Source organism: Desulfitobacterium nosdiversum (assembly GCF_049860565.1).
Lineage (GTDB): Bacteria > Bacillota > Desulfitobacteriia > Desulfitobacteriales > Desulfitobacteriaceae > Desulfitobacterium_A > Desulfitobacterium_A nosdiversum.
In genome coordinates this window covers 236830-258364 of sequence record NZ_CP172056.1, presented here as the reverse complement: position 1 = coordinate 258364, position 21535 = coordinate 236830, and the positions used below count along the sequence as shown (strand labels likewise).

Below are 21535 nucleotides of genomic sequence, written 5' to 3'. Positions count from 1 at the left end.
TCAGTATATGAAAGTAGCTACTTCCATTCTAACAATGGAGTAGCTACTTTTTTTTACTGCGGAGTTTATGCCAGGCAAAGCGGAGAAATTCAAGGATTTCTTCCTTATCAGCTTCATCGAGAGGAGCTCCGTCGAATTGTACGTTACTGTTTTTTAGAAGTTCCTCTAGTTCTTGGGGTGAGGGTTCGTTTTCGCGGGTCCAGAAGTCTTTATTTTTATCTTTATCAAGATAGCCTGCGGCTTTCATAAGTTCTTCATAGGATATGCCGAGCGGTTTTGCCATCTTTTGAAGTATATCCGGTGATGGTGGTCCCATTTTGCCATTTACGATTTTTGAAATATACGTATGGTCAATATCGGCGAGCATTGCTAGCTTTCTGTATGAATAGCCTCGATTCTCAATCAAATTCCTCAGATATTCACCAAATTCCACGCTTTATTCACCTCGTTTTCTAAACATATACTCTAAAGTCAATAGTAATATTGGTGTTGATTTTTTGCAACAAAAGTATTTAATAATCCGTTGAAAATAATCAACAATAGTCGTTGACTTTTATCACCATAAATGCAATAATGAGTCCGGCGGGGAAAATAATCAACAATGAAAGGAGGTAAATGATGAAGAATAAACTAGCCCTTAATACCAGATCCTTTCTTAAGATTCTTAATGAGAAACACTTGAACATTACGTCTGCAGCAAGAGATATGGGCATTGACCGTTCGCATTTGCTCAGAGTTCTCAAAGGCAAGCAAGCTTCAGGAAGAAAGTTTATAGAGGGAGCACTTAGGATCTGCGATGGGTATAGTTTCGACGACCTCTTTTTTTCGGCTGGAGTGGTGATAAAAATACCCAACAACAGACCTGCTAAAAAAGAGGCGATGTAATTACAGATGTTAGTTTGCCCGATTCGAGCCAAAAGGTCAACACACAAAACGGCGAGCGTATCGACATCAGTCAAGAGCCTGGGGATGGTAAAGTCTTAGCGGAAATTATAGGAGACGGCACTAACGCAGCAACCGAAAGAGCCAACGCTTTAGCTCATGAACTTTGTATTCCAGTATTTGATAATAATGAAGATATCGTGATATAAGGGAGGGGCGTGAATGTTAGATCAACAAACTCGTAACGCAGTGGAAGAAAGCCGACCGATTATGCCAAAGGCTTGTCAACGTTGTGTAGAGATCGCGATCCCCCGGATGAAAGCGAGATTCCCTCAACAGATCGACGTGATCGATATGGGGAACAGGAAAGCAAGGTGAGGATCGCATGAGACAGCATACCTTCGAACCAGGAGATTTTGTTCAAACTTCGCTCGGGAAAGGCTTTGTTAAGTACCGGAATGGTGCGGAATACCTTATACAACTTGGGGATTGTCGGTTTAGGTTTCAGGAGCAAGAGATCAAAATGTTGCAGACTCGCGAAGATCGAGCTAAAAACGGTCCTCGTAGGTACCACAAATTAAAAAGAGCGCAAGAAGCATGAGCTTATTACAATGTGAGGCTTTGGCCCTAGTGTCAAAGTATATCTCATGGTGAGACAACTCCCATGGGAAACGCCGGGGATGTGGATGAAAAGATGTAAGAACCAATGAAAAAGAAAACCGACCGCAAATTTGACGGCCGGGTGTTAGATAAGATCTCTTAAACTTTTCCCGATTTATGCATTTCCTTATGCTTAATTGGATTTAAAGGCCCATATTTTTCCCAATCTTCGGGAGTCATTTTTCTAGTTGCGCATTCACTAATAACCGAAGGATATACTTTTTCTGACATTAGTTGAGCTGTTTGAAGTGTGCCTGCCTTGCTTACAACAAAACGCATTACTCTATCTCATCCTTTCAGTTTTTCTCAAGTTTATAAGAAAAAACCCAATAAGGGTAGATGTCGTTAGTCTTATCTAACTAGGACTGAAGCCCAAAATTTCGAGATGAAAAGATTAAAAGAGTAAGCACAAATGTCATTGTTCTGATAGAAGTTATTATAACCAAGCCAGGAGATATGTTGAAGGTGGGATATATCCGTAAAAGTGACTATGGGAGGTTAAGCCTTGAAGAGAGAAATTGACATTAACTGTGGATAAATCTGTGGAAAATATGTGGACAAAGTGGGGGTAACCAGTATGTCAGTAATCCATAGGAACCTTAAGGATTTAGATAGTAGAAATAAAATTGTCTATAAAGGAGTCCGTAAGGTTTGGAAAATGGCAAAAATCGGGCACAAAAGGCGAAGAAAATAATTTGATTTTGAAGGAGAATCTTAGTATTTTAGATCTTTTATGGCTTTGCCCAAGATACTTAGATGAGGGGGGTGATTTTATCTAGAAATAGTAAAGGCTTTTCCGCGGCTCTTTGGACAGCGGCATGCGGAGACATAGTTAATTAGCGCTGTTTAGATTAATACAAAATATTAGCATAAATTAAGGAGTGAAAAACGATGGGCATTAATGGTTTTCAAGGTATGGTTATTACTCAACAAGGTCTGAATCTTTTAGAAAAGGCACAAACGGGTACTCAACTGAAATTTACTAGAGTTGCGGTGGGTGATGGCAATTTAAGCGGTCAGGATCCGACGCTGTTTACTCAGTTGATTGATCAAATCATGAGTCTCAATATATCAGAGATTAATATTGGTGGATCAAGCAATGCAACGATTAGCACTGTTTTATCAAACGAAGGCTTAAATACAGGTTTTTACTGGCGTGAAATAGGTATTTTCGCGCAAGACCCTGACCTTGGCGAAATTTTATACTGCTATAACAATTTGGCTGGACATGAGATTTTTGTACCTGCGATCAATACAAAGCAATTCAAAGCCTCACTTGAGATTGAAGTGTTCATCTCCAATGCAGTAAATGTGACTGCTCTGATTGACCCAAGTCTTACCTATGTTCCCTTAACTGGAGCTACAATGGTCGGTCTATTGATTCTTTCGGGCGATCCAGATCAGGCGTTAGGTGCTGCAACAAAGCAGTATGTGGATAATCATTTACCACCTAATGCTACAACGACTCAACCTGGTATCGTTGAGGTTTCTGCGGCTCCAACAGGTATTCCAGTAGCTGTATCAACGACTGATCCGGCCTATACTGCTGTTAATGGTGGAACATATGTAACACCTGGCGAAGGGCTAACCTCTACATCCCAAACAAATGGTCAGACATTGGGTGTCGTTTTTTCGACATCAACTCCTGCAGCAGAAACAGAAGGGAATGCGGGAGCGGCTGGTACAAGTACCGAAGCTGCAAGAGCGGACCATGTTCATCCGATGCCTGCAAGCTATAAGCCTTCTGCACACGAATCTACTCACGTTACGGGAGGTTCTGACGCTATTCCTGTAGCAACAGAAACTACTGATGGACTATTTAGTTCTACAGATAAAACTAAACTTGATAGCATTACTTCTGGCGCTACAAATACACCGTTATCGAATGAAACTCCTTCATCCGAAAGTGCTGGGACGGTAGGAACGGCTGGAAATAGTATTGAAGCCGCTAGGGCAGATCATGTTCATTCTATGCCTGCAACCTATGCTCCCTCTGCACATGCATCATCTCACGCTTATGGAGGAGCAGATCCGATAACTCCAGTGTCGATCGGAGCTGAAACACCTGAAGGGGCCCAAGCAAAAGCGGATTCAATACAATCAAATCTAAATGAACATTTGGCGGATAATACGACATTAGCACAAACTGGTCACGTTGAGCTTCAAACAATAGTCGATGGAAGTGAAACAACGGCACTCACACCTAAAGCACTAAATACTCATATGTCCGACTATGTACGCCAACCAGGATACGGAGTAACATCAGGAACAAACACATACACCGTAACTCTTTCTCCAGCTTCAACTGCATATACAGAAGGTATGTGTGTGGCAATTAAAATTGAGGCAACTAATACGGGTGCGTCAACTTTAAATGTAAATATTTTAGGTGCAATTAATCTGCTTAAAGCAGATGGTAGTGCATTTTTACCCGGTGATCTAGCTGCCGGAAATATATATACTTTTCGATATAATGGTATATCTTTTATATTACAGGGTGAAGGAGGTGGATTTTTAAGAGTAGATTTTTCAAACTATAATGCAGTAACAAGTGATACTGCATTTAATCGCTCTACAGCAACTAGTTTGGGGTTTGGTAGGGAATTATTAGCGGCCACATCAATAGGAAATTATGCTCTGTTTGGGGGTGGCTACAGCGGAACTGATAATGCAATTGTAGATGCTTATGATACGTCTCTTGTTAGAACAACACCTACCGTTCTTAGCACATCAAGATCACGTTTGGCAGCTACTTCAATTGGGAATTACGCGTTGTTTGGCGGTGGGAGTGGATATATGGCAACTGTAGATGCTTATGACACATCATTAACTCGTACAACACCTACAGCATTAAGCGCTGGAAGAAATAATCTGGCGGCTACTTCGATAGGAAATTATGCTTTGTTCGGAGGAGGAAATACTTCATCTACAGTATTTAGTGGGGTTATTGATACTTATGATACATCATTAACTCGTACTAATCCTACAGCATTAAGTGTCATTAGAAGTAATTTAGCAGCTACGAATACAACTAGTTATGCTATATTCTCTGGAGGGTATACCACAAGCTATGCTGGAAGTGCTGTTACAGATGCTTTTAACGCATCATTGACACGTTCCACGCCTACGACACTAAGCGTTGCGAGAGGTGATTTGTCTGCCGCAAGTGTTGGAAGTTATGCTCTTTTTGCAGGAGGTGCAGACGGATATACTGATGCTAAAGATGATGTAGATGCTTATAATAACTCTTTAACTCGCTCAATAGCACCGTCATTGTCGTCTAAAAGGTATCAAATGGGTGCAACAAAACTTAATACTAATTATGCTCTATTCGGTGGTGGTTATGATATTGGTGGTTCAACAAGTTCCTCGATAATTGATGCTTATGATTCTTCTTTGGTTCATACAAATGCGCCATCGTTAAGCGTAGATAGAGGACAAAGTTTAGCCGCTGCATCGGTAGGCAAATACGCGATCTTTGGTGGTGGATGGAGCTGGTCAACAGGTTCACCATCAGCCGTTGTTGATGCTTATGCATTTGCTACAAAGTTGCAGATACCTATTGCAGGGAGTATATATAATTTCGGTAGTGGTGATATTACAACATCGTCTAATATGACATCGGTAACGGTAACTAATCCAATAACGGGATATATAAAATATAAAAAAGGAGTTGTTTCGTAATGAAGTACAAGATTTGGAATGGCACAGATAGCTTAATTACGCCAGTTGGTGAGGTCCTTACGGCAGATCAAGTAAAAGAAAGATACCCGGCATCAGCAGTACAAGGTATGAAGTACATTATAGGTGATGCCCCAATATCTTTAGGAGTGTTTATGGAGTTCAGTCAGACAAAAGAGCACTATAAAACTCAATACGGGTTAGCACTTACGGATAATATGACTGATCAAGAAGTTTTGGATGCTATTGCCTATTTTGAGGAAAATCCACCAGTACCTGACCCAACAGCAGAAGAACGTATGGCGGCGGCTATGGAATTTCAAAATCTATTAGCTTTATAGGAGGGTTTAAACAATGACTTTTGAAATGATTAAAAAGAATTATGATCGTGGCTTATGGAATAAGCAGATGGTAAAAGTAGCGGTGGTTAAGAATGTGATAACTGCTGAGCAGTATTTTGAGATCACAGGTGAGACTTATGTAGCTTAGTGCATAATAGACCCATTTTGCGCAAAAACCTATGCACTAATAATCGTTTAACTGCATATGATATAGATTATTTTTCTTAATACAGTAAGGAGTGATCGATATGCTGGGGATTATTAGTGTTTTAGGTTTTGTCGTGATTGCAAGAATTGGACTTTCATTGTTTAGTTATGTTAGATAATAAATAGAATAAACGTCTTGATTTTCAAGGCGTTTATTTTATGCCCTAAGTTTACGCTAGAAATCTGCAGAAGGTGATGGCAGTGGGGCGCTAGGGCTTATTTATACAAAAGGAGGAAGTTGGATTATTTGGGTGAACAAGAAGTTCTCGTTGATATCCGTGAGCGCTTAGTGAGGGTAGAGACAAAGATCGATGCTCAGAATGATATCCGCGAAAGGGTGGATGCAGTCGAAGATAAAGCGACTAAAACTGAGGAGCGATCAAAGTCTAATACACATAGAATAGATAAACTTGAAGCTAACAACACATGGCTCTGGCGCGCATTTGCTGGAGCCATTATTGCGGCTGCAGTTGGAGCTATAGTTGTATTTAAGTAGGAAAGGAGAGAAGAAATCAAATGAATGGAATCGATTGCGCAACTAAACTGAATTTCACAACTGCATCTAATCTTAAATCAGCTGGGATTGATGCGGTAGGCCGATATCTGGGCAACTCGTGGAAAGGCCTCACCACTGATGAGGTAAAGGTCATTCATGAAGCGAAGCTTGGCCTGTTTCTAATTTACGAGACTAATCCGACCTACGCAGGATACTTCAGTTATGATAAAGGCATTTCTGATGTCCAAAGTGCAATAGCCAAAGCTGAAGCATTAGATGCGCCCAATGGTATTTGCATCTATTTCACCGTTGACTATGACGCACAGCCTGGAGATATGGGGGCAATCCAAGAATACTTCCGCGGGGTTAGGGATGGGTTAAGCGGTAAATATCTCGTTGGAGCCTACGGATCGTATCAAGTCATGGAAGCTTTAAGCGGTTCACCGTATCCCCCGGACAAGTATTTTCAAACCTATGCATGGTCAAGAGGTCAAGAGTTCTCAGCGCATATTTACCAATGGAGTAATGATATTACTATTCGGGGTGTAGTTGTGGATCAAGACGCAATTACTGGTGATGCTGGATTGTGGGAGGTAAAAAAGATGTTTGAAAACCTAGTTGTATACGGTGATAATGACGACGGAGCGGCGAAGCTTCTTGCCTGGAAATTAGGGGCTTTGCTTGCTCACATTGATACGGTTAAGCCAGAGCATTATGATTGCGCAAAAAATGTTTACATGGTTGGAGGAACAACTAAACCGATAGAAAGAGCCATCTTAGTCAGTGGAGGACCTGGAACAGGTCGGATTGAAACCATGCAAGCAGTTTTAAACTTATAGACAAATAAGTAAGAAAAGCAGACCAATAACGGCCTGCTCAGTTATTTTAAAGGAGGAATTATAATGCCTAGTGATTTATTTACAACATCTTATCTCGGGAGCTTCGCCGGATTAGTAGCGGCAACTTATCTCCTGGTCCAATTCTTCAAAGAACCAATCAAACAGCACTTAAATGATTGGTGGGTACGTCTCTTAGCCGTTGGCTTTGCACTTGTTATTCAGCTTTTTGTACTGTACGTTGATGAACATTTCGTCGTAGAGACCATTGGCCTAGCGGTTCTCAACTCATTTCTGATTGCAATCTCGGCGGCTGGGATGCATGATTTAAGCCGGACAAGTACGAGCGCTGAACCGAACACAAATGCTCAAATAGCATCTACAGAAATGATTACTCAATCGCAGGTGCCTGATGCGAATGCTCAAGCAGTAATTCCTCAAAAGGTAGTGATAAGTGAAACTACTACAAAAGATGAACCGCATGCAGGTTCTACGGAGGCACTTCAAACAACAACTAATACTCAAACTCAAGCTTCCTAATACAACAACGCCCTCTGCTTCGGCAGTGCTACCCCCAGATAGGACAGTAAAAAAATAAATTGCTGTTTTATCTGGGGGTATTGCTATGCCACAAAAGGGGAAAATTGCACCACAAGAAAAATTAAAGATTATCGAACAGTATCTACGGGGCGAAATCGGCTGTTGTGATGCAGGTCGCCAGATCGGTGTAGACCATAGGACAATCACAGAATGGGCCAGCCGTTATAAGAGTGAAGGTGCAGCCGCTTTTTTACCACAGGAGCACAATAGGAAATATTCCAGAGAAACGAAGACAGAAGCCGTACTGGATTATCTGAGTGGGAAAGGAAGTCTGCAAGAAATCTGTGAAAAGTATAAAATCAAGTCGCACACTCAACTCAGAAATTGGTTGAAGGCGTATAATCGTCATGAAGACTTCAAAACACGAACAGGGGGAAGTTCCATGACGAAAGGTCGGGTTACAACATCGGAAGAACGGCTGCAAATCGTAAGAGAGTGCATAGCTAATAGAAATGACTATGGCGGAACCGCTTTAAAATACCGAGTTTCATATCAACAGGTTTATACCTGGACGAAGAAATACCGTGAAATGGGAGAAACGGGATTAGAAGACCGCCGCGGTCACCGGGCGGGAACACTGCCGAGTCGGACACCTGAAGAAAAATTGCGGGATCGTGTCGCCCAACTGGAACGGGAGAATTATGATCTTGAAATGGAGAATGCTCTGCTAAAAAAAGTGAAGGAATTGGAAAGGAGGCGATACTGAGTCTCGTACGTCACCAGTGTGAGTATGAGTCAATTAAGGCATTGTCCGAAGAATATTCGTTTCCTGTTTGGAAACTGTGCCGCTTTCTGTATATTGCCCATTCTGCTTACTATAAATGGCTGAATTGCCCTAAAAGCAAGCATGAGCAAGAAAACGAAAGAATTGCCAACAGTGTTGAACAGATACACAAGGCACATCCTGATATGGGATACCGCAGGATTCGGGACGAGCTAGACGTATACCATAATATTCATGTGAACGACAAGCGAGTCTTGCGCATAGATCGGATACTACATATCCAATCCACGGTCAAGAGCCGCCCCAAAGGCTGTACTAGGAGCTCATCTTCACCGGAGCACGTTGCGAGAAATTACTTGAATCGTCAATTTCACGCGGATGCGCCCAATAGAAAATGGCTGACGGATGTAACGGAGTTCAAATATTACATTGGCCCTGAAATCCGTAAAGTCTACCTGAGTGCAATTCTGGATTTGTATGACCGAAGGATCGTTGCGTATAAAATCAGCAACTGTAATGACAATCGTCTGGCTTTCGATACCTTTGACGCAGTAGTAGCTCAGGAACCAGATGCCCATCCGTTGTTCCACAGTGACAGAGGCTTTCAAGTGCGACAAGAAGTCGCATGATATATTGCCTAAAGGCTACCCCATCCATTCGGGGTAACTCTATTGTGACTAGCGTAGATGGTAACGTCTGGGTTAGAAAGCTCACAAGACAATGTGGAAGTCCGAGTAGCCTAAAGCTGGGATAACTGCTAGAGTAAGAAAGCTATGGAGAACGTAAAGTGAATCACTGTAGGAATCGTTACGCTGGAGGAAGCGAAATAGGCTGAAACGCTTCGACCAAAATGGTAAGGAGTCGAGCAAAGGCGAACTGATAAACCAATGCGAATGGATGAAGAACTCCCGGTTTAAAGGTGGCTCCTAAGGCTTTCACAATTATGTATCATGCGGAACTTGGTAAACCCTATATGCTCCTCACAAGAATGAGGTATCCAACCGCAAGGGAAAGAAACGGCATAGAGGGCAGAAGAAAAGGATAAAAAGCAAACGCTACTTTTGTAATGAAAGAAGATAGGGGTTCAAACTTTGCCCTAACTCGAAAGAGTGCTGACTTATCCTATGGTATTTCTTGGCAGAGACGGAAGGTAAACTTATGAATTTTAGTAATTCAACGACGGATAAAACCGAGAGACTAAAAGACAGAAACACACTTGCCAGTCAATGGGAGTCCATTGATTGGATGCAGGTGCAAAATGAAGTTAATAGGCTACAAACCAGAATTGCCAAGGCAACAGTGAAGGGCGACAAAAACAAAGTCAAAAGATTACAGTACTTACTAACACACTCATTCTATGCCAAAGCTCAGGCTGTAAAGAAAGTAACCTCGAATAAGGGAAAGAACACCTCTGGGGTAGACAAAAAACTATGGTCAACTGCAGCTTCAAAGATGAAGGCTGTATTAGCACTTACGGATAAACACTACAAAGCAAAACCCCTTAGGCGAGTCTTCATTGAAAAGAAAGGCAAGAACAAGAAACGACCGTTGGGAATCCCCACTATGTATGATAGGGCCATGCAAACACTCTATGCGCTAGCACTCGAACCCGTAGCTGAAACTACAGGCGACACTACATCTTTTGGTTTTCGTAAAGGAAGAAGCACTAAAGATGCCTGTGAACAGATATTTTGCGTACTAGCTAGGCAATGTTCTCCGACATGGATATTAGAAGGAGACATCAAAGGATGTTTTGACAACATCAACCATGGCTGGCTACAACAGAATATTCCGATGGACAAAAAAGTAATGAAGCAATTTCTAAAATCAGGGTTCATATACGAGGGCAACTTATTTCCTACAAACACAGGTTCACCACAAGGAGGAGCCATCTCAAGCCTATATGCAAACATAACGTTAGATGGTCTTGAAAAGTTAATTCAAGACAAATACCATCGAAATTCAAAGGGTAAAATAGAAAATCACTATCGGGCCAAAACCAAAGTAAATCTGGTGCGATACGCTGATGACTTTATCATTACCGCAAATACAAAAGAAATAGCAGAAGAACTGAAAGAAACTGTTAGTCAATTCCTAGAAAATCGCGGGCTAACTCTATCCGAAGAGAAAACAATGATTACGCATATAGATGACGGCTTCGACTTTCTTGGCTGGACATTTCGAAAGTTTAAAGGAAAATTGATTGTCAAACCATCAAAGAATTCCATCAAAGCCCTGACACGGAAATGCGCTACTATCATTCTGAAAGAAGGCAAAGCGGCGAGTCAGTCTGAAATAATTCGAAGGCTTAATCAAATCATTAGAGGGTGGACTAACTATCATAGACATGTCGTGGCAAGTCAAACTTTTTCTTACATCAATAACACTCTCTATCTTCTCTTGCAACAATGGGCAAAACATCGCCACCCCAACAAAAATAAATGGTGGCGACTAAACAAATATTGGCACGAAAAGAATGGGAAGAGATGGCTGTTCATGACGGATGAATACAGTCTCATCAATCTAAGAAGGATAGATATCGTCCGTCACCCTAAATTAAAGATATCTCAAAATCCCTTTATAGACGAAGAATACTTTACAAAGAGAAAAATGAAACTAGCCTCACTGATTGCCGCCAGAAATGGTAAAGAAATGCTTGAGCCGTATGAGCGGGAAACTCTCACGTACGGTTCTTAGACGAGGGAAAGGGAGTAATCCCTTTTCTTTAGTCGATTACACAAGCTGTGCCTTTTTGCAGAAATTGAACCATGCAGGAATGAAGCAAAGCATGTCCCGCGTTGCGCATTGTATTGATAACGGCCCGATGGAAGGCTTCTGGGGCATTTTGAAACGTGAGAGGTATTACGGCTACAAGTTTACAGATCGTGAAAAACTGATACAGGCCATTTCAAACTACATTGCCTACTACAACAATGGTCGACTGCAGAGAAGATTGTCTGTTATGACACCCATGCAATTCCACGACCATTATCTGAAAGCCGCATAAAAATTACTGCCTGCCATTTGAGGCAGACAGTAATCCGAAATTTTCTATTATTTCACTGTCCTCTTGACGGGTCTTGACGGGGTGCACACCAGAAATGAACCGGGGGCCTTAATTATGGGCTTTAGCCTGTTGAGCGAAGCGAAACAATAAACCACCTGCTATGCGGGTGGGGACCAAAAAGTTAGGTTGACGGTGAGACGTTACGACGATTGACGGCTAATTAAATATTCACTTGTGAAAGATCTTACAGCTAATGGCCAGTTTTTCTTTTGTCCTCCCTTCTTGTGTTACCTAGTGACACATGCTGTAAGTATTTGATTAAGGTTAGATTTGTGGTAAATGATTACATAGAAAACTCAACAATATGACAAAAACAAAATAAAAAGAGACCTCCAATTTATGGAGGCCTTAGACATTTCAAAATATTAGCCTCTTGGGTATAAGTTATCAACCGTAAGGCCCTTTATTTCAATTCCTTTTTCATTTGCAATTGCATTAAATTATGCATCACCAAGGAAAAACATTCCATGTACGTTTAAAAAATCCTTCTATAATAATGAGTCGTTTTATGGGGGGATTGTAATGCGTGGTTAGTTTGTGGGACGAATGGGCAACGATTTGCATTTTTAGGCATTTCTCCATAAAAGCAAAAACCCCGCAATTACTTGTGGGGTCTACGTCCTGATGGAGCCGATGGTCGGAATCGAACCGACGACCTGCTCATTACGAGTGAGCTGCTCTACCTCTGAGCCACATCGGCAGTTAAACATTAGCATATTTAACTTAGGTAGTATAACATAAGCTGTTTATTTTGTTAAGAGTAATCAGCTATTTAGTTATTGACGTATAATTCCTTCTTCGACAGGAGCACTGACCGCTGTTAAATCAGCTTGCGTATTTGCAATGATTTTAATAGCTGATCCTTCGTTAAAGGTGAGCTTAGCCGGTGCAGCTACGATAACAAGGTTATAGTTTCCTTTAATTTCAATATTTTGGCCAGTAGTCTTGGGGATTACATATATCGTTGAAATCCGATTCGGGCTTTCGTTGGTGACTGTGCCGTCCATAATCGCAATTTCCTGATCAAAATCGCCTTGAAGTACAATAGTGGGTTCAGTATTTGCGAGCTTTGAGATGATAATTCTTCCAAAACTTCCCCCAGAAGCATCAAGCGTAGCAACAGAACTTGCAACTGTGTTTTCAATGCTGGTTGTTCCTGTTACGGTTAAACCCACTTGACTCGTACTTTCTACGGCTAGCAGCGAAAATTTACTGTCTGAAATCTGAATACCATCAGGGGCACCTGATAGAACCAAGACATTTTCTGCTTGAACGTTTTCCAGTCTTACTTTGCCTTGAGCTCCAGGATTAAGAATCAGGGCTCCAGCCGTTACATTCTTAAGAGTAATGTTATTGCCTTCAACATACACATTGTAGGGTGTATTAAGGCCGTTCACCGTGACTTGGTTTCCGTTTACAACAACATTATTATTCACATTTTCCGGAGCGTTGTCTTGACCAGAACCTGCGGACATGCCGTCTTGTGCGTAAACAGCCGTGAAAGACATATCCTCGAGGACTTGGTCAGGAACAATGGATATACCGCCAAGCGCAACTAAATCTGCGGGGACAAGCGGGAAGATGTTTTTCTTAATGAAATCCCGAGTTCCGACTGGAAGCTTCTGATTGTCAATAAGAATGATGGCGGAAGCAGTTTGAGCTGCAAGGGATGAACCTGCTAGAGCATCGACAAGATTTAGATCATTGCCGCTGGCTACATATAATTTTGTGTCTTGAATTACTCCTGCAAAGGCTTCAATAATTTTGACATTGGTCTCAAAACGGTCAGCCCCTCCTAACCGCGTTGGATTCGGGAGAGCCTGCTCGACGGCAGAACTTAGGGCTCCGGTACCACCAAGCACATAGGATTTACTGATTTGTTTCGTGCTTAGATAGTCCGCGACGTTTTGGGGAATTTGAGCAATATTCGAAAGAACAATTGGAATGCCTTGATTTGCAGCAATCGCTGCTGCGGATAAGGCATCTGCATTATTATAGGCAGTGCTTACAATAACTTGGTTAAAGCTACCTAATTCTTTTGCAATATTGAGAGCGGTTTCAAAGCGGTCAAGACCACCGAGGGGCACAATCTGAATGTTCATCTCATTGAGCTTATCGAGAACAGGCTGTTTAATAACTCCTGTACCACTTGTAACATAAACCGTTTTTACGGCTAACCGTTTCAGCTCCCGCTCGGTAAAAGAATTAAGAGCATCGCCCTCTGTCAGGAGGATCGGAGCCTTCTTTAAGTGGGCAAGGGGTGCAGCAGTGAGCGAATCCACGAGGTTATCATTCATACCTGCAGATAAGATTGCATAATCGCTTGAACCATCAGCCCAACCTGCTTGAGAGATTTTCACAGCGGTTTCATAACGATCGCTTCCTCCCAGCCGAGTTGCAGGATCCTTAGATAATTCACTGAATTTGAGCTCGGAAAATTCTTTTACTAAATTAGACATAGGGGTTTCCTCAGCGAGAACAGGGCTTGTCCAAACGGTTCCAAGAAGAACGGTGGTCATGATGATGGGTGCAACCATTTTTTTAAAGGTTTGCTGCATTTAGTGATAATTCCCCTTCCATGATATAGTACTGTTTAATCATAAAGGAGAGCGGTTATCAATTCATTATGAACTTAATGGTAAAAACGAAAGCCATTCCTTATCAACAATTTTCTGCCTAAGCAGGTTTAAATTATTGATACGGAATGGCTTAGATGTACTAATTCATGAATTAAATTGAATGGAGCCGATGGTCGGAATCGAACCGACGACCTGCTCATTACGAGTGAGCTGCTCTACCTCTGAGCCACATCGGCATTTTGAGACGAGAATTATTGTACTGTATTTAACTTTCAAAGTCAACAGATAAATTCCATTCTCACCTTTGTTCCCTAAAATTAGGGCTCTTTTTTCTATTTTTGCCCTAAAATTTGATTGTAATTATGGTTTTTGGTGTCTATATTTGTTGAAAACATTGACTTTGGACATGCTACGTGTTACTTTTTTGTAAGAGTCAGGAAGATAAGCAATCTAGTCCAATAAAATCTAGACGCTTAGATCTTTCAGACTTGCGCAAAGAATCCCCAGACGTGGGGATTCTTTTTTGTCTTTTTAATGCTAAGTACTCTATATAAAGAGCTGAATTTGGGAATCCATTGCGTCTTCCAGATATTGTTTAGCGGTAATGACTTCTACTTCAGGTAAGAGTTCTTCTTCTTTAAAACCCATAACGTCAACAGCAAGTTTACAACCGTAGAATTTAACCCCCTTCTTTCGTGCTCCATTCAGGAAATCAGTTAGGCTGGGAGTTTTTTCGCCGTCCATCATTTCTTGAAGCATATATTTACCTAATCCGGCAAGATTCATTTTTGATAAAGGTAAGGCTTCTACTCCTCGAGGAGTAACGAGGCTGAACATCTGCTCAAAGAGTGTTTTATCCTCAAGGGACAGCTTTTCCGGATCACGAACAAGCATAAGTCCCCAAAACGTGAAAAACATCGTAACGTCCATTCCCATTTCTCGACCGGTATTGGCAAGAATTAAGGCAGCTAATGCTTTATCATATTCACCGCTGAAAACCAGCAAACTCATTTTATTGCTCATTGTTAACCTCCTGAATGCTATTATTTAGATTCTAGCTTCTGTCATTTGTATTTTTTCTTAGTTTGGAGAAAGTATGCAGTAATTGATTTTTTCTTAGTATTTTTAAATTTTATGTTTAGAAAAGCAGGGTTTATAGAAGTAAGACGTAATTTTAATAGTAGGGTGGATGGTTAAACTAAGATTAAGAATGAGTTACTTAAGGTTAGATTAGGTTTAGGAGGCTCACTGCATGAAAATTATAAAGACCGCACAGGCGGGGGCTTTAGAATCAGGCGATGTTCTTGTTACGGTATCATCTAATCCTGAAGGAGGAATAAAGGTCGAACTGGATACTAAACCTGTCATTAAAAAACAATTTGGCGGGCAAATAGAAAAGGTGATTCGCGAAACTGTCGAAAAACTCGGTGTAGAGGATATCATAATCAAAGCACAGGATAAAGGAGCTTTAGATTACACCTATCGGGCAAGAGTCCAATCCGCAATTGAGAGGGCTTTAATACAGCCTGAAGGAGAGTGAAGGGGAAATGAAGATGAGCTTGAATAGAAGTATGCTCCTTGTTTCGGGAAATAGCCCGAAACGGCTTCAAGATGCAGCAGTTTTTAATCCTGGCCTCCTTGTGCTTGATTTAGCGGATGAAGTGAAAGATGAAGACAAAGATAGCGCGCGTTTGCTTGTTCGTGAAGCCATTCGATTTTTGGATTATGAAAAGGTTAAACTTGCCGTTCGTATCAATACCTTAAAATCCGGTTTTGGCACTAAGGATATAGAGGTAATTTCACGTGTAAAACCTGAAGCGTTTCTGATTCCCCAAGCAAGTGTAGAACAGCTTCAAGACGTTGAAATCATGCTTGCGCTGGCAGAAAAGGAAGGGGCGCTTGAGTCAGGAGGAATCAAACTGATCCCTGTGATTGAAACGGTTAAAGCGCTGGACGGAATTTCCTCAATTCTTAGTGTTTCTTCGCGTATCGTGGGAGCATTTTTCAATGCCGATGGTCTGGCGAAAGAGCTGGGGATGACTCGAACCCAGGAAGGGGATGAAATCCTCTATGCCAGAAGTAAAGTCGCCATTGCTTGCCGTGCAGCCGGCCTTAACAGTTTTGATACTGTTTTTACCGAGAGTAATGATGAAGAAGGGTTGCTGAAGGATGCACGCAAAGCCCGAAATCTAGGCTTTACCGGAAAAGCAGCCATCAATGGCCGCCAAATCGAAATAATCAATCACGTTTTTGCGTAGTTTGCGATGGAAGCGAGGTAAAAGGCATGAAAAATAGTGTTGGACGGGAAATTCCGGAATACATCGAAGGTTATGGCCCGGTGAAAATGTTTCGTGGGGCTTTTGCCAATTTTGGTGAGCAAAGTCGGGGAAATGTTAAGTTGCACCCTATAAAGCCTGGGATAAAAAAGCTTTTATCAACGATCGAAGAGGTTTTGGATAAAGTCCAAATTCAGGATGGCATGACGATTTCTTTTCATCATCACTTAAGAAACGGAGACTTTGTTTTAAATCTAGTTATGGACGCTATTGCAAGAAGGGGGATAAAGGATATAACTGTTGCCGCATCAAGTCTCTTCCCGATTCATGATCCGCTGGCGGAATACATTAAAAGCGGTGTAGTCACGGGAATTCAAACAGATTACATTGCTCCGGGGGCGGTAGCAAAGGCGATTTCTAAAGGATTCTTGAAAAAACCAGCCGTTCTGATGAGTCATGGCGGGCGTCCCAGGGCGATTGAGAGCGGGGATCTGCATATCGATGTTGCTTTTATTGCCGCCCCAACAGCAGATGCTTATGGAAATATGAACGGCGCTTACGGGAAAGCTGCCTGCGGAACCTTAGCCTATGCGATGTCTGATGCTCAGTATGCGGATTATGTTGTTGCGGTGACGGATAACCTTGTCCGTTATCCGGCTTGTCCTATTGAGATCTCTCAAGATTTCGTCGATTATGTTGTTAATGTGGATTCGATTGGGGACCCCAGCGGAATTGTTTCCGGGACGCTGACAGTAACCAAGGATCCTGTGAGTTTGCATATTGCAAAGCTTGCGGCTCGTGTTCTTGAGGAGACAGGATATATAAAAGACGAGATGTCTTTTCAGACAGGGGCAGGCGGTACTTCCCTGGCCGTAGCCGCAGAAGTCCGAAAGTATATGGAGCAAAAAGGGGTTGTTGGAAGCTTTGCTTCAGGGGGAATCACCGGGTATATGGTGGATATGCTCAATGACGGACTTTTTCGCGCTCTTTTTGATGTGCAGTGTTTTGATCTTAAAGCTGTGGCATCGATTCGGGATAATATCAAGCATCAAAGGATGAGCAGCTCGCTTTATGCTAATCCGCATAATAAGGGAGCTGTGGTCAATAACCTGGATATTATGATATTAGGTGCAACCGAGATCGATACCGATTTTAATGTCAATGTTGTAACGGGATCTGATGGGATAATTATTGGAGGATCAGGCGGTCATAATGATGCCGCGGCCGGTTCAAAAATCGCAATTGTTGTTACGAATTTAACCAAAGGGCGTCTACCTGTTGTTAAAGATAAGGTAACCACGGTGACCACACCGGGTGAATCGATTGATGTGCTTGTAACGGAACGGGGTATTGCCATCCATCCGCAAAGAACGGATCTTCTCGAAAAGCTAAAAGGCACTGACTTGCCGGTTATGACGATCGAGGAGCTTAAGAACTTAGCAGAAAGGCTGACCGGCAAGCCGGAACCAATACAATTCGGCGATCAAGTCGTGGCAGTTGTCGAATACCGCGATGGAACTGTAATTGACGTCGTGAGGAAGGTTCCGGATTAAGTTACTGTTTAAAACTTCCTCTGAAAAATTTGAGCGGATTCTCCTTCGAGAAGGCTGTCTACATCCTGAATTCCGAGAGTATTTAAGAGTTCCATAACATAAGGATTATTTACGGGTGTTGGGGCATTTGCAGTAAGGCCATAGGCATTAACGTGAATTGCACCGATTTCAGGTGTTAGAAGTGCCTTAGGCCCGCCGACACATCCTCCTTTGCAGCCCATTCCTTCATAAAAGTTGGCGGTGATTTCGCCGTTGCTAATAGAGCGCAGGAGTTCTTTGCATTCCTGAATTCCATTGGCTTGGACGGCGTTGATTTTAATCGGTTTATGAGGTCTAAGCTGATCTAAGGTGTCAGAGATGGCCTTACTCACCCCGCCTATGCGTGCATAAATACGACCGCCTGTGGAAGAGTGCTCACTTGGGATATCTTCCATTTCTTCGGGGTTAATTCCAGTCGCGTTAAAGATCTGTTTTACCTCTTCAAAGGTAAGTACAGCATCCACTGCGTCGCGGATATCCGCTTCTTTAGCCTCAGCTTTTTTGGCAATGCAGGGACCGATAAAAACAATCTTCGCATCAGGATGAAGCCGTTTGATTCCTCGGCCACAAGCTACCATGGGGGATACAGAAGGCATAATGTGGGGAATCAATGTATGATAAACTCGTTTGACCATGCCGACCCAAACAGGGCAGCAGCAGCTGGTTAAAACAAAATCGTCTTGAGTATGGACGGCTCGGTCAAATTCCAGCGCTTCCTTAAGGCTTAGAATATCGGCAAATAAAGCAACCTCAATCATTCCAAAAAAGCCAAGATGTTTAAAGGCAGAGCGAAGCTGTCCCATCGTTACTTTTTCACCAAACTGACCGATAATAGCGGGAGCGACAATCGCAAAAACAGGAACTTCCCTTTTCTTTAGAATATCAATGAGGGGAATAAACTCTTTTTTATCGATAAGGTTGTGGTAAGAACAGGTGTCAATAAAATGACCGCATTCGGCACAGTTCCGATCTTGAATAACGACCTTGCCTTCCATATCGCGGACAATATCATCAAAGAGACAGGATGCCTCAGGGTGATGACCCGCCTTTGAAGTATCCTCGTCCAGCTGAAAAACCACTTTATCCGGGTCGCCGTTTCCCATCGCATAATAGATATATTTTTGAGTTGTCGCATCACCGTTGGCCTGAATTGCTTCAATTTCTTGTTTAAGATTACCGTTGTAAGATGCTTTAACTAACCGATTGAAAATTTGCTCGTAGGTTGTATTCTTCAATTAAAATCCCTCCAACATCAGCCGTTGGTACCTAGTATGCCCAGCTTCTCTATAAGATTAAGCGTAAAAAAGAGAGCCTTCCTGTAGTTTTATAGCCTACTAAGGAAGACTCTCTAAGTTTTTGCAAATTCTATTTGGCAGCTCCGATGTTCCGAATCTTTTCAGATAATAAATCCTCAGAATTTGAATTCAGCGCAGCAACTCTTTTGTTGCGGAAATAAAGGATAAGATCCGCGATAACCATGACAAGGTTTAATAGATACAAATAAATAACGCCATCGTAATGATAGTAAATCTTGTTTAAAATACCTGCGATATAGCCCACCAAGATCACGATTAGGAATAATAGACTTTTACCTTCAATTGAAAAAGATTTGTACGATTTGTAAATGGAAAAGGGCCATGCAGCACCAAAACAAATTAACATAATGATTTCAAAAATGCTCATTTTAATCGCCTTCTAGATTTTAGAATTATATTTAGAGTGACTCATGAATTTATTATACAACTTTTAGAAATTAAAAACTTTGATTTGATCAAAGTTCTAAGATTCTGTTAATAAAGATACAGCCCGAATTTGAAGTTAAGCCGTAAATCTTGCTATAATATCAGGAGGAGGCAGATAGATGAAGATAGCAGATTATCATTTACATTCCCGGTTTTCTTTAGACGGTATGCAGACAATGGAAGAAGCCTGTTCTAAGGCGATCGAACTTGGCGTTTCCGAACTTTGTTTTACAGACCATCTTGAATTTGCCGATAATTATTGGATTAATTACGCAGATTATCAGCGTTCGATAGAGAAGGTCCGGCAGAAGTTTAACAACCAATTAACCATTAAATCAGGCTTAGAGGTAGGTTTTGATAAAAGAGCTCAACCGCAGATTGAAACTTATTTAAAAGACAAGGAATTCGACTTTTTAATCGGATCAATGCACCGCGTAGAGGAGCTTGATCTATTTAATGGTGATTTTTTTAAGGGCAAAGAAATTCGAATTGCAATTCACGAATATTTTCAAGCCCTTCTTGAGCGAATTAAGATTTCCGATTTCTCTGTATTAGGACATATCACCTTGTTTAAACGTTTCTTTAAGCAATTAGGTGTAAATGTATCAGACTTTGTGTGGAGCGATTACGATGAAATTATCAGAGATCTTCTTCAAGAGTTGATTATGCAGGGTAAAGGAATCGAACTAAATATGCGGGTCCCTCTTATCGACTTGGATTTCCGAATTCTTCGCCTTTATCAGGAATTGGGAGGAGAAATTATCACATTAGGTTCGGATGCGCATCATGTTCGGACGATGCAGGTGATGAAAGAAGGATTCGAAGCTCTTCGTGATTCCGGTTATCGCTATTATTGCCTTTTTGAAAAACGGAAACCGATTTTTGTCCATTGCTAACCGTTTAACAGGATTAAATCAAAGGATTGATAACAATGCTTACAGTGAGCCAATTGGTTAAAGATTTTGATTTTAAGATTCTTGCTGGACAAGATGGACTCGATAAAGAAATAACTGATTTTAGTCTTAAGCGCCCGAGTGCAGAACTGGTTGGATTTTTAACCTATTTAACTCCAGAACGGATTCAAGTCTATGGGCGGACGGAAATGGGATTAATCCAGCAACTTGAACCAGCGAAACGTCGGGAGAATATTGCTCAAGTGATCGTTGAGCGAGTGCCGTGTGTTATAGTAACACGCGGATTAGCTGTTCCGGAAGAAATCATCGATTTAGCCAATGAACGAAACATTCCTTTACTTATAACCCATCAGTCGACGACTCAGCTCTTTTATTTGCTCATTCGCTATCTTACAAATCGTTTAGCTCCGTCTACCCTTGTGCATGGGGTTTTGGTTGATGTTTATGGTGTTGGCGTTTTGATTACGGGTGAGAGTGGCATCGGCAAGAGTGAGACTGCTTTAGAGCTGATTAAAAGCGGACATTTGTTAGTGGCGGACGATGCAGTTGAGGTTCGCAGGGTCGATGAAGAAAACCTGCGAGGTAATTCTCCTATTCGTATTCGACACTTGTTGGAGGTCCGCGGCTTAGGAATTATGGATGTCACGACATTATTTGGAGCGGGAGCAGTCCGGGATGAAAAAGAAATCCACTTAATTGTCCGCTTGGAGGAATGGAAGGAAGACAAATTTTATGATCGGTTAGGAATGGATTCTTCCTCAGTACGTGAGATATTGGGGATATCCATTCCTGAGATCACGGTTCCCGTTCGTCCGGGACGGAATCTTGCTTCGATCATTGAAGTGGCTGTAATGCAGAGTAGGCTGAGAAAACTAGATTTAAACCATTTTTCTCTTTAATTAAGCTTATCAATATTGGGGATGTCTCCATTCATCTGA

Annotated in this window: 24 protein-coding genes and 2 tRNA genes; 18 read left to right on the top strand and 8 right to left on the bottom strand. The window is 41.8% G+C overall.

Annotated elements, in window-relative coordinates; all coding sequences use genetic code 11:
* Positions 1-43: 43 nt before the first annotated feature.
* Positions 44-433, bottom strand: coding sequence for a helix-turn-helix domain-containing protein (locus tag ACHOLT_RS01305; protein ID WP_425805260.1), 390 nt, complete (start codon positions 431-433; stop codon positions 44-46).
* A gap of 182 nt (positions 434-615) precedes the next feature.
* Here ACHOLT_RS01305 and ACHOLT_RS01300 point away from each other — a divergent pair, with 182 nt between their 5' ends.
* From ACHOLT_RS01300 to ACHOLT_RS01290, 3 genes are read left to right on the top strand one after another with little or no spacing between them, the layout of a single operon-like run.
* Complete coding sequence (locus tag ACHOLT_RS01300; RefSeq protein WP_425805259.1) at positions 616-885, top strand: hypothetical protein; 270 nt, start codon at positions 616-618, stop codon at positions 883-885.
* Positions 886-899: 14 nt separating this feature from the next.
* The gene (locus ACHOLT_RS01295; RefSeq protein ID WP_425805258.1) at positions 900-1091 is read left to right on the top strand and encodes a hypothetical protein; all 192 of its coding nucleotides are present in this window, start codon (positions 900-902) and stop codon (positions 1089-1091) included.
* Between the two features lie 13 nt (positions 1092-1104).
* Positions 1105-1260 carry a hypothetical protein gene (locus ACHOLT_RS01290; RefSeq protein ID WP_425805257.1) on the top strand — a complete coding sequence of 52 codons (156 nt, stop codon included), beginning with the start codon at positions 1105-1107 and terminating at the stop codon, positions 1258-1260.
* Positions 1261-1641: 381 nt separating this feature from the next.
* Here ACHOLT_RS01290 and ACHOLT_RS01285 read toward each other — a convergent pair whose 3' ends face one another.
* Positions 1642-1821, bottom strand: a complete 180-nt coding sequence (locus ACHOLT_RS01285; protein WP_425805256.1) for a hypothetical protein — start codon at positions 1819-1821, stop codon at positions 1642-1644.
* Between the two features lie 612 nt (positions 1822-2433).
* Here ACHOLT_RS01285 and ACHOLT_RS01280 point away from each other — a divergent pair.
* The 10 genes from ACHOLT_RS01280 to ACHOLT_RS01235 all read left to right on the top strand — a co-directional run bounded on the left by ACHOLT_RS01280 (position 2434) and on the right by ACHOLT_RS01235 (position 11434).
* Complete coding sequence (locus ACHOLT_RS01280) at positions 2434-5226, top strand: phage tail protein (protein WP_425805254.1); 2793 nt, start codon at positions 2434-2436, stop codon at positions 5224-5226.
* Entirely contained in the window at positions 5226-5564 is a 339-nt protein-coding gene (locus ACHOLT_RS01275; protein ID WP_425805253.1) for a hypothetical protein, read from the top strand. Before ACHOLT_RS01280 ends, ACHOLT_RS01275 begins: the two co-directional genes overlap by 1 nt.
* Positions 5565-5577: 13 nt before the next feature.
* Entirely contained in the window at positions 5578-5712 is a 135-nt protein-coding gene (locus ACHOLT_RS01270) for an XkdX family protein (RefSeq protein WP_425805251.1), read from the top strand.
* Positions 5713-6018: 306 nt separating this feature from the next.
* Positions 6019-6267 carry a hemolysin XhlA family protein gene (locus ACHOLT_RS01265; protein WP_425805250.1) on the top strand — a complete coding sequence of 83 codons (249 nt, stop codon included), beginning with the start codon at positions 6019-6021 and terminating at the stop codon, positions 6265-6267.
* Between the two features lie 20 nt (positions 6268-6287).
* Positions 6288-7106 (top strand): DUF1906 domain-containing protein, encoded by an 819-nt coding sequence (locus ACHOLT_RS01260; protein WP_425805248.1) that lies wholly within the window; start codon positions 6288-6290, stop codon positions 7104-7106.
* 63 nt (positions 7107-7169) lie between these two features.
* On the top strand, positions 7170-7643 hold the full coding sequence (locus ACHOLT_RS01255; protein WP_425805247.1) for a hypothetical protein: 474 nt from the start codon (positions 7170-7172) through the stop codon (positions 7641-7643).
* 85 nt (positions 7644-7728) lie between these two features.
* Complete coding sequence (locus tag ACHOLT_RS01250) at positions 7729-8409, top strand: transposase (protein WP_425805246.1); 681 nt, start codon at positions 7729-7731, stop codon at positions 8407-8409.
* Positions 8410-8450: 41 nt separating this feature from the next.
* Positions 8451-9056, top strand: coding sequence for a DDE-type integrase/transposase/recombinase (locus ACHOLT_RS01245; protein WP_425805244.1), 606 nt, complete (start codon positions 8451-8453; stop codon positions 9054-9056).
* Between the two features lie 529 nt (positions 9057-9585).
* Positions 9586-11124 carry a group II intron reverse transcriptase/maturase gene (gene ltrA, locus ACHOLT_RS01240; protein WP_425802489.1) on the top strand — a complete coding sequence of 513 codons (1539 nt, stop codon included), beginning with the start codon at positions 9586-9588 and terminating at the stop codon, positions 11122-11124.
* 64 nt (positions 11125-11188) lie between these two features.
* Positions 11189-11434 (top strand): IS3 family transposase, encoded by a 246-nt coding sequence (locus ACHOLT_RS01235; RefSeq protein WP_425805242.1) that lies wholly within the window; start codon positions 11189-11191, stop codon positions 11432-11434.
* Positions 11435-12119: 685 nt separating this feature from the next.
* On the opposite strand, the gene ACHOLT_RS01230 is transcribed toward ACHOLT_RS01235, so the two are convergent.
* From ACHOLT_RS01230 to ACHOLT_RS01215, 4 genes are all read right to left on the bottom strand, one after another.
* Positions 12120-12194, bottom strand: a tRNA-Thr gene (locus tag ACHOLT_RS01230).
* Between the two features lie 76 nt (positions 12195-12270).
* Entirely contained in the window at positions 12271-14052 is a 1782-nt protein-coding gene (locus tag ACHOLT_RS01225) for a cell wall-binding repeat-containing protein (protein ID WP_425805241.1), read from the bottom strand.
* Between the two features lie 182 nt (positions 14053-14234).
* A tRNA-Thr gene (locus tag ACHOLT_RS01220) sits at positions 14235-14309 on the bottom strand.
* A 310-nt stretch (positions 14310-14619) separates the two neighbouring features.
* Positions 14620-15096, bottom strand: a complete 477-nt coding sequence (locus ACHOLT_RS01215) for a DsrE/DsrF/DrsH-like family protein (RefSeq protein ID WP_425805240.1) — start codon at positions 15094-15096, stop codon at positions 14620-14622.
* Between the two features lie 229 nt (positions 15097-15325).
* Between ACHOLT_RS01215 and citD the strand changes: the two genes are divergently transcribed.
* Genes citD through citF form a run of 3 tightly spaced genes read left to right on the top strand, consistent with a single transcriptional unit; the run spans position 15326 to position 17902 of the window.
* Entirely contained in the window at positions 15326-15613 is a 288-nt protein-coding gene (gene citD, locus ACHOLT_RS01210) for a citrate lyase acyl carrier protein (protein ID WP_425805238.1), read from the top strand.
* A 13-nt stretch (positions 15614-15626) separates the two neighbouring features.
* On the top strand, positions 15627-16331 hold the full coding sequence (locus tag ACHOLT_RS01205) for an HpcH/HpaI aldolase/citrate lyase family protein (protein ID WP_425805237.1): 705 nt from the start codon (positions 15627-15629) through the stop codon (positions 16329-16331).
* A 26-nt stretch (positions 16332-16357) separates the two neighbouring features.
* Positions 16358-17902 carry a citrate lyase subunit alpha gene (citF, locus tag ACHOLT_RS01200; RefSeq protein ID WP_425805236.1) on the top strand — a complete coding sequence of 515 codons (1545 nt, stop codon included), beginning with the start codon at positions 16358-16360 and terminating at the stop codon, positions 17900-17902.
* A gap of 8 nt (positions 17903-17910) precedes the next feature.
* On the opposite strand, the gene ACHOLT_RS01195 is transcribed toward citF, so the two are convergent.
* Positions 17911-19176 carry a [Fe-Fe] hydrogenase large subunit C-terminal domain-containing protein gene (locus tag ACHOLT_RS01195; protein ID WP_425805235.1) on the bottom strand — a complete coding sequence of 422 codons (1266 nt, stop codon included), beginning with the start codon at positions 19174-19176 and terminating at the stop codon, positions 17911-17913.
* Positions 19177-19306: 130 nt separating this feature from the next.
* Positions 19307-19624 (bottom strand): hypothetical protein, encoded by a 318-nt coding sequence (locus ACHOLT_RS01190; RefSeq protein WP_425805233.1) that lies wholly within the window; start codon positions 19622-19624, stop codon positions 19307-19309.
* A gap of 178 nt (positions 19625-19802) precedes the next feature.
* Between ACHOLT_RS01190 and ACHOLT_RS01185 the strand changes: the two genes are divergently transcribed.
* Positions 19803-20579 carry a histidinol-phosphatase HisJ family protein gene (locus ACHOLT_RS01185; protein ID WP_425805231.1) on the top strand — a complete coding sequence of 259 codons (777 nt, stop codon included), beginning with the start codon at positions 19803-19805 and terminating at the stop codon, positions 20577-20579.
* A 35-nt stretch (positions 20580-20614) separates the two neighbouring features.
* Positions 20615-21496, top strand: a complete 882-nt coding sequence (gene hprK / locus ACHOLT_RS01180; RefSeq protein ID WP_425805230.1) for an HPr(Ser) kinase/phosphatase — start codon at positions 20615-20617, stop codon at positions 21494-21496.
* The last annotated feature ends 39 nt before the right edge of the window (positions 21497-21535 follow it).

Bases quoted from the DNA above. Each gene is read 5' to 3' on its own strand.
- ACHOLT_RS01280 (WP_425805254.1), top strand. From the start codon at position 2,434: ATGGGCATTAATGGTTTTCAAGGTATGGTTATTACTCAACAAGGTCTG.
- ACHOLT_RS01205 (WP_425805237.1), top strand. From the start codon at position 15,627: ATGAGCTTGAATAGAAGTATGCTCCTTGTTTCGGGAAATAGCCCGAAA.
- ACHOLT_RS01225 (WP_425805241.1), bottom strand. From the start codon at position 14,052: ATGCAGCAAACCTTTAAAAAAATGGTTGCACCCATCATCATGACCACC.
- ACHOLT_RS01255 (WP_425805247.1), top strand. From the start codon at position 7,170: ATGCCTAGTGATTTATTTACAACATCTTATCTCGGGAGCTTCGCCGGA.
- citD (WP_425805238.1), top strand. From the start codon at position 15,326: ATGAAAATTATAAAGACCGCACAGGCGGGGGCTTTAGAATCAGGCGAT.
- ACHOLT_RS01285 (WP_425805256.1), bottom strand. From the start codon at position 1,821: ATGCGTTTTGTTGTAAGCAAGGCAGGCACACTTCAAACAGCTCAACTA.
- ACHOLT_RS01260 (WP_425805248.1), top strand. From the start codon at position 6,288: ATGAATGGAATCGATTGCGCAACTAAACTGAATTTCACAACTGCATCT.
- ACHOLT_RS01290 (WP_425805257.1), top strand. From the start codon at position 1,105: ATGTTAGATCAACAAACTCGTAACGCAGTGGAAGAAAGCCGACCGATT.
- ACHOLT_RS01185 (WP_425805231.1), top strand. From the start codon at position 19,803: ATGAAGATAGCAGATTATCATTTACATTCCCGGTTTTCTTTAGACGGT.
- ACHOLT_RS01275 (WP_425805253.1), top strand. From the start codon at position 5,226: ATGAAGTACAAGATTTGGAATGGCACAGATAGCTTAATTACGCCAGTT.
- ACHOLT_RS01270 (WP_425805251.1), top strand. From the start codon at position 5,578: ATGACTTTTGAAATGATTAAAAAGAATTATGATCGTGGCTTATGGAAT.
- ACHOLT_RS01215 (WP_425805240.1), bottom strand. From the start codon at position 15,096: ATGAGCAATAAAATGAGTTTGCTGGTTTTCAGCGGTGAATATGATAAA.
- ltrA (WP_425802489.1), top strand. From the start codon at position 9,586: ATGAATTTTAGTAATTCAACGACGGATAAAACCGAGAGACTAAAAGAC.
- ACHOLT_RS01190 (WP_425805233.1), bottom strand. From the start codon at position 19,624: ATGAGCATTTTTGAAATCATTATGTTAATTTGTTTTGGTGCTGCATGG.
- hprK (WP_425805230.1), top strand. From the start codon at position 20,615: ATGCTTACAGTGAGCCAATTGGTTAAAGATTTTGATTTTAAGATTCTT.
- citF (WP_425805236.1), top strand. From the start codon at position 16,358: ATGAAAAATAGTGTTGGACGGGAAATTCCGGAATACATCGAAGGTTAT.
- ACHOLT_RS01250 (WP_425805246.1), top strand. From the start codon at position 7,729: ATGCCACAAAAGGGGAAAATTGCACCACAAGAAAAATTAAAGATTATC.
- ACHOLT_RS01300 (WP_425805259.1), top strand. From the start codon at position 616: ATGATGAAGAATAAACTAGCCCTTAATACCAGATCCTTTCTTAAGATT.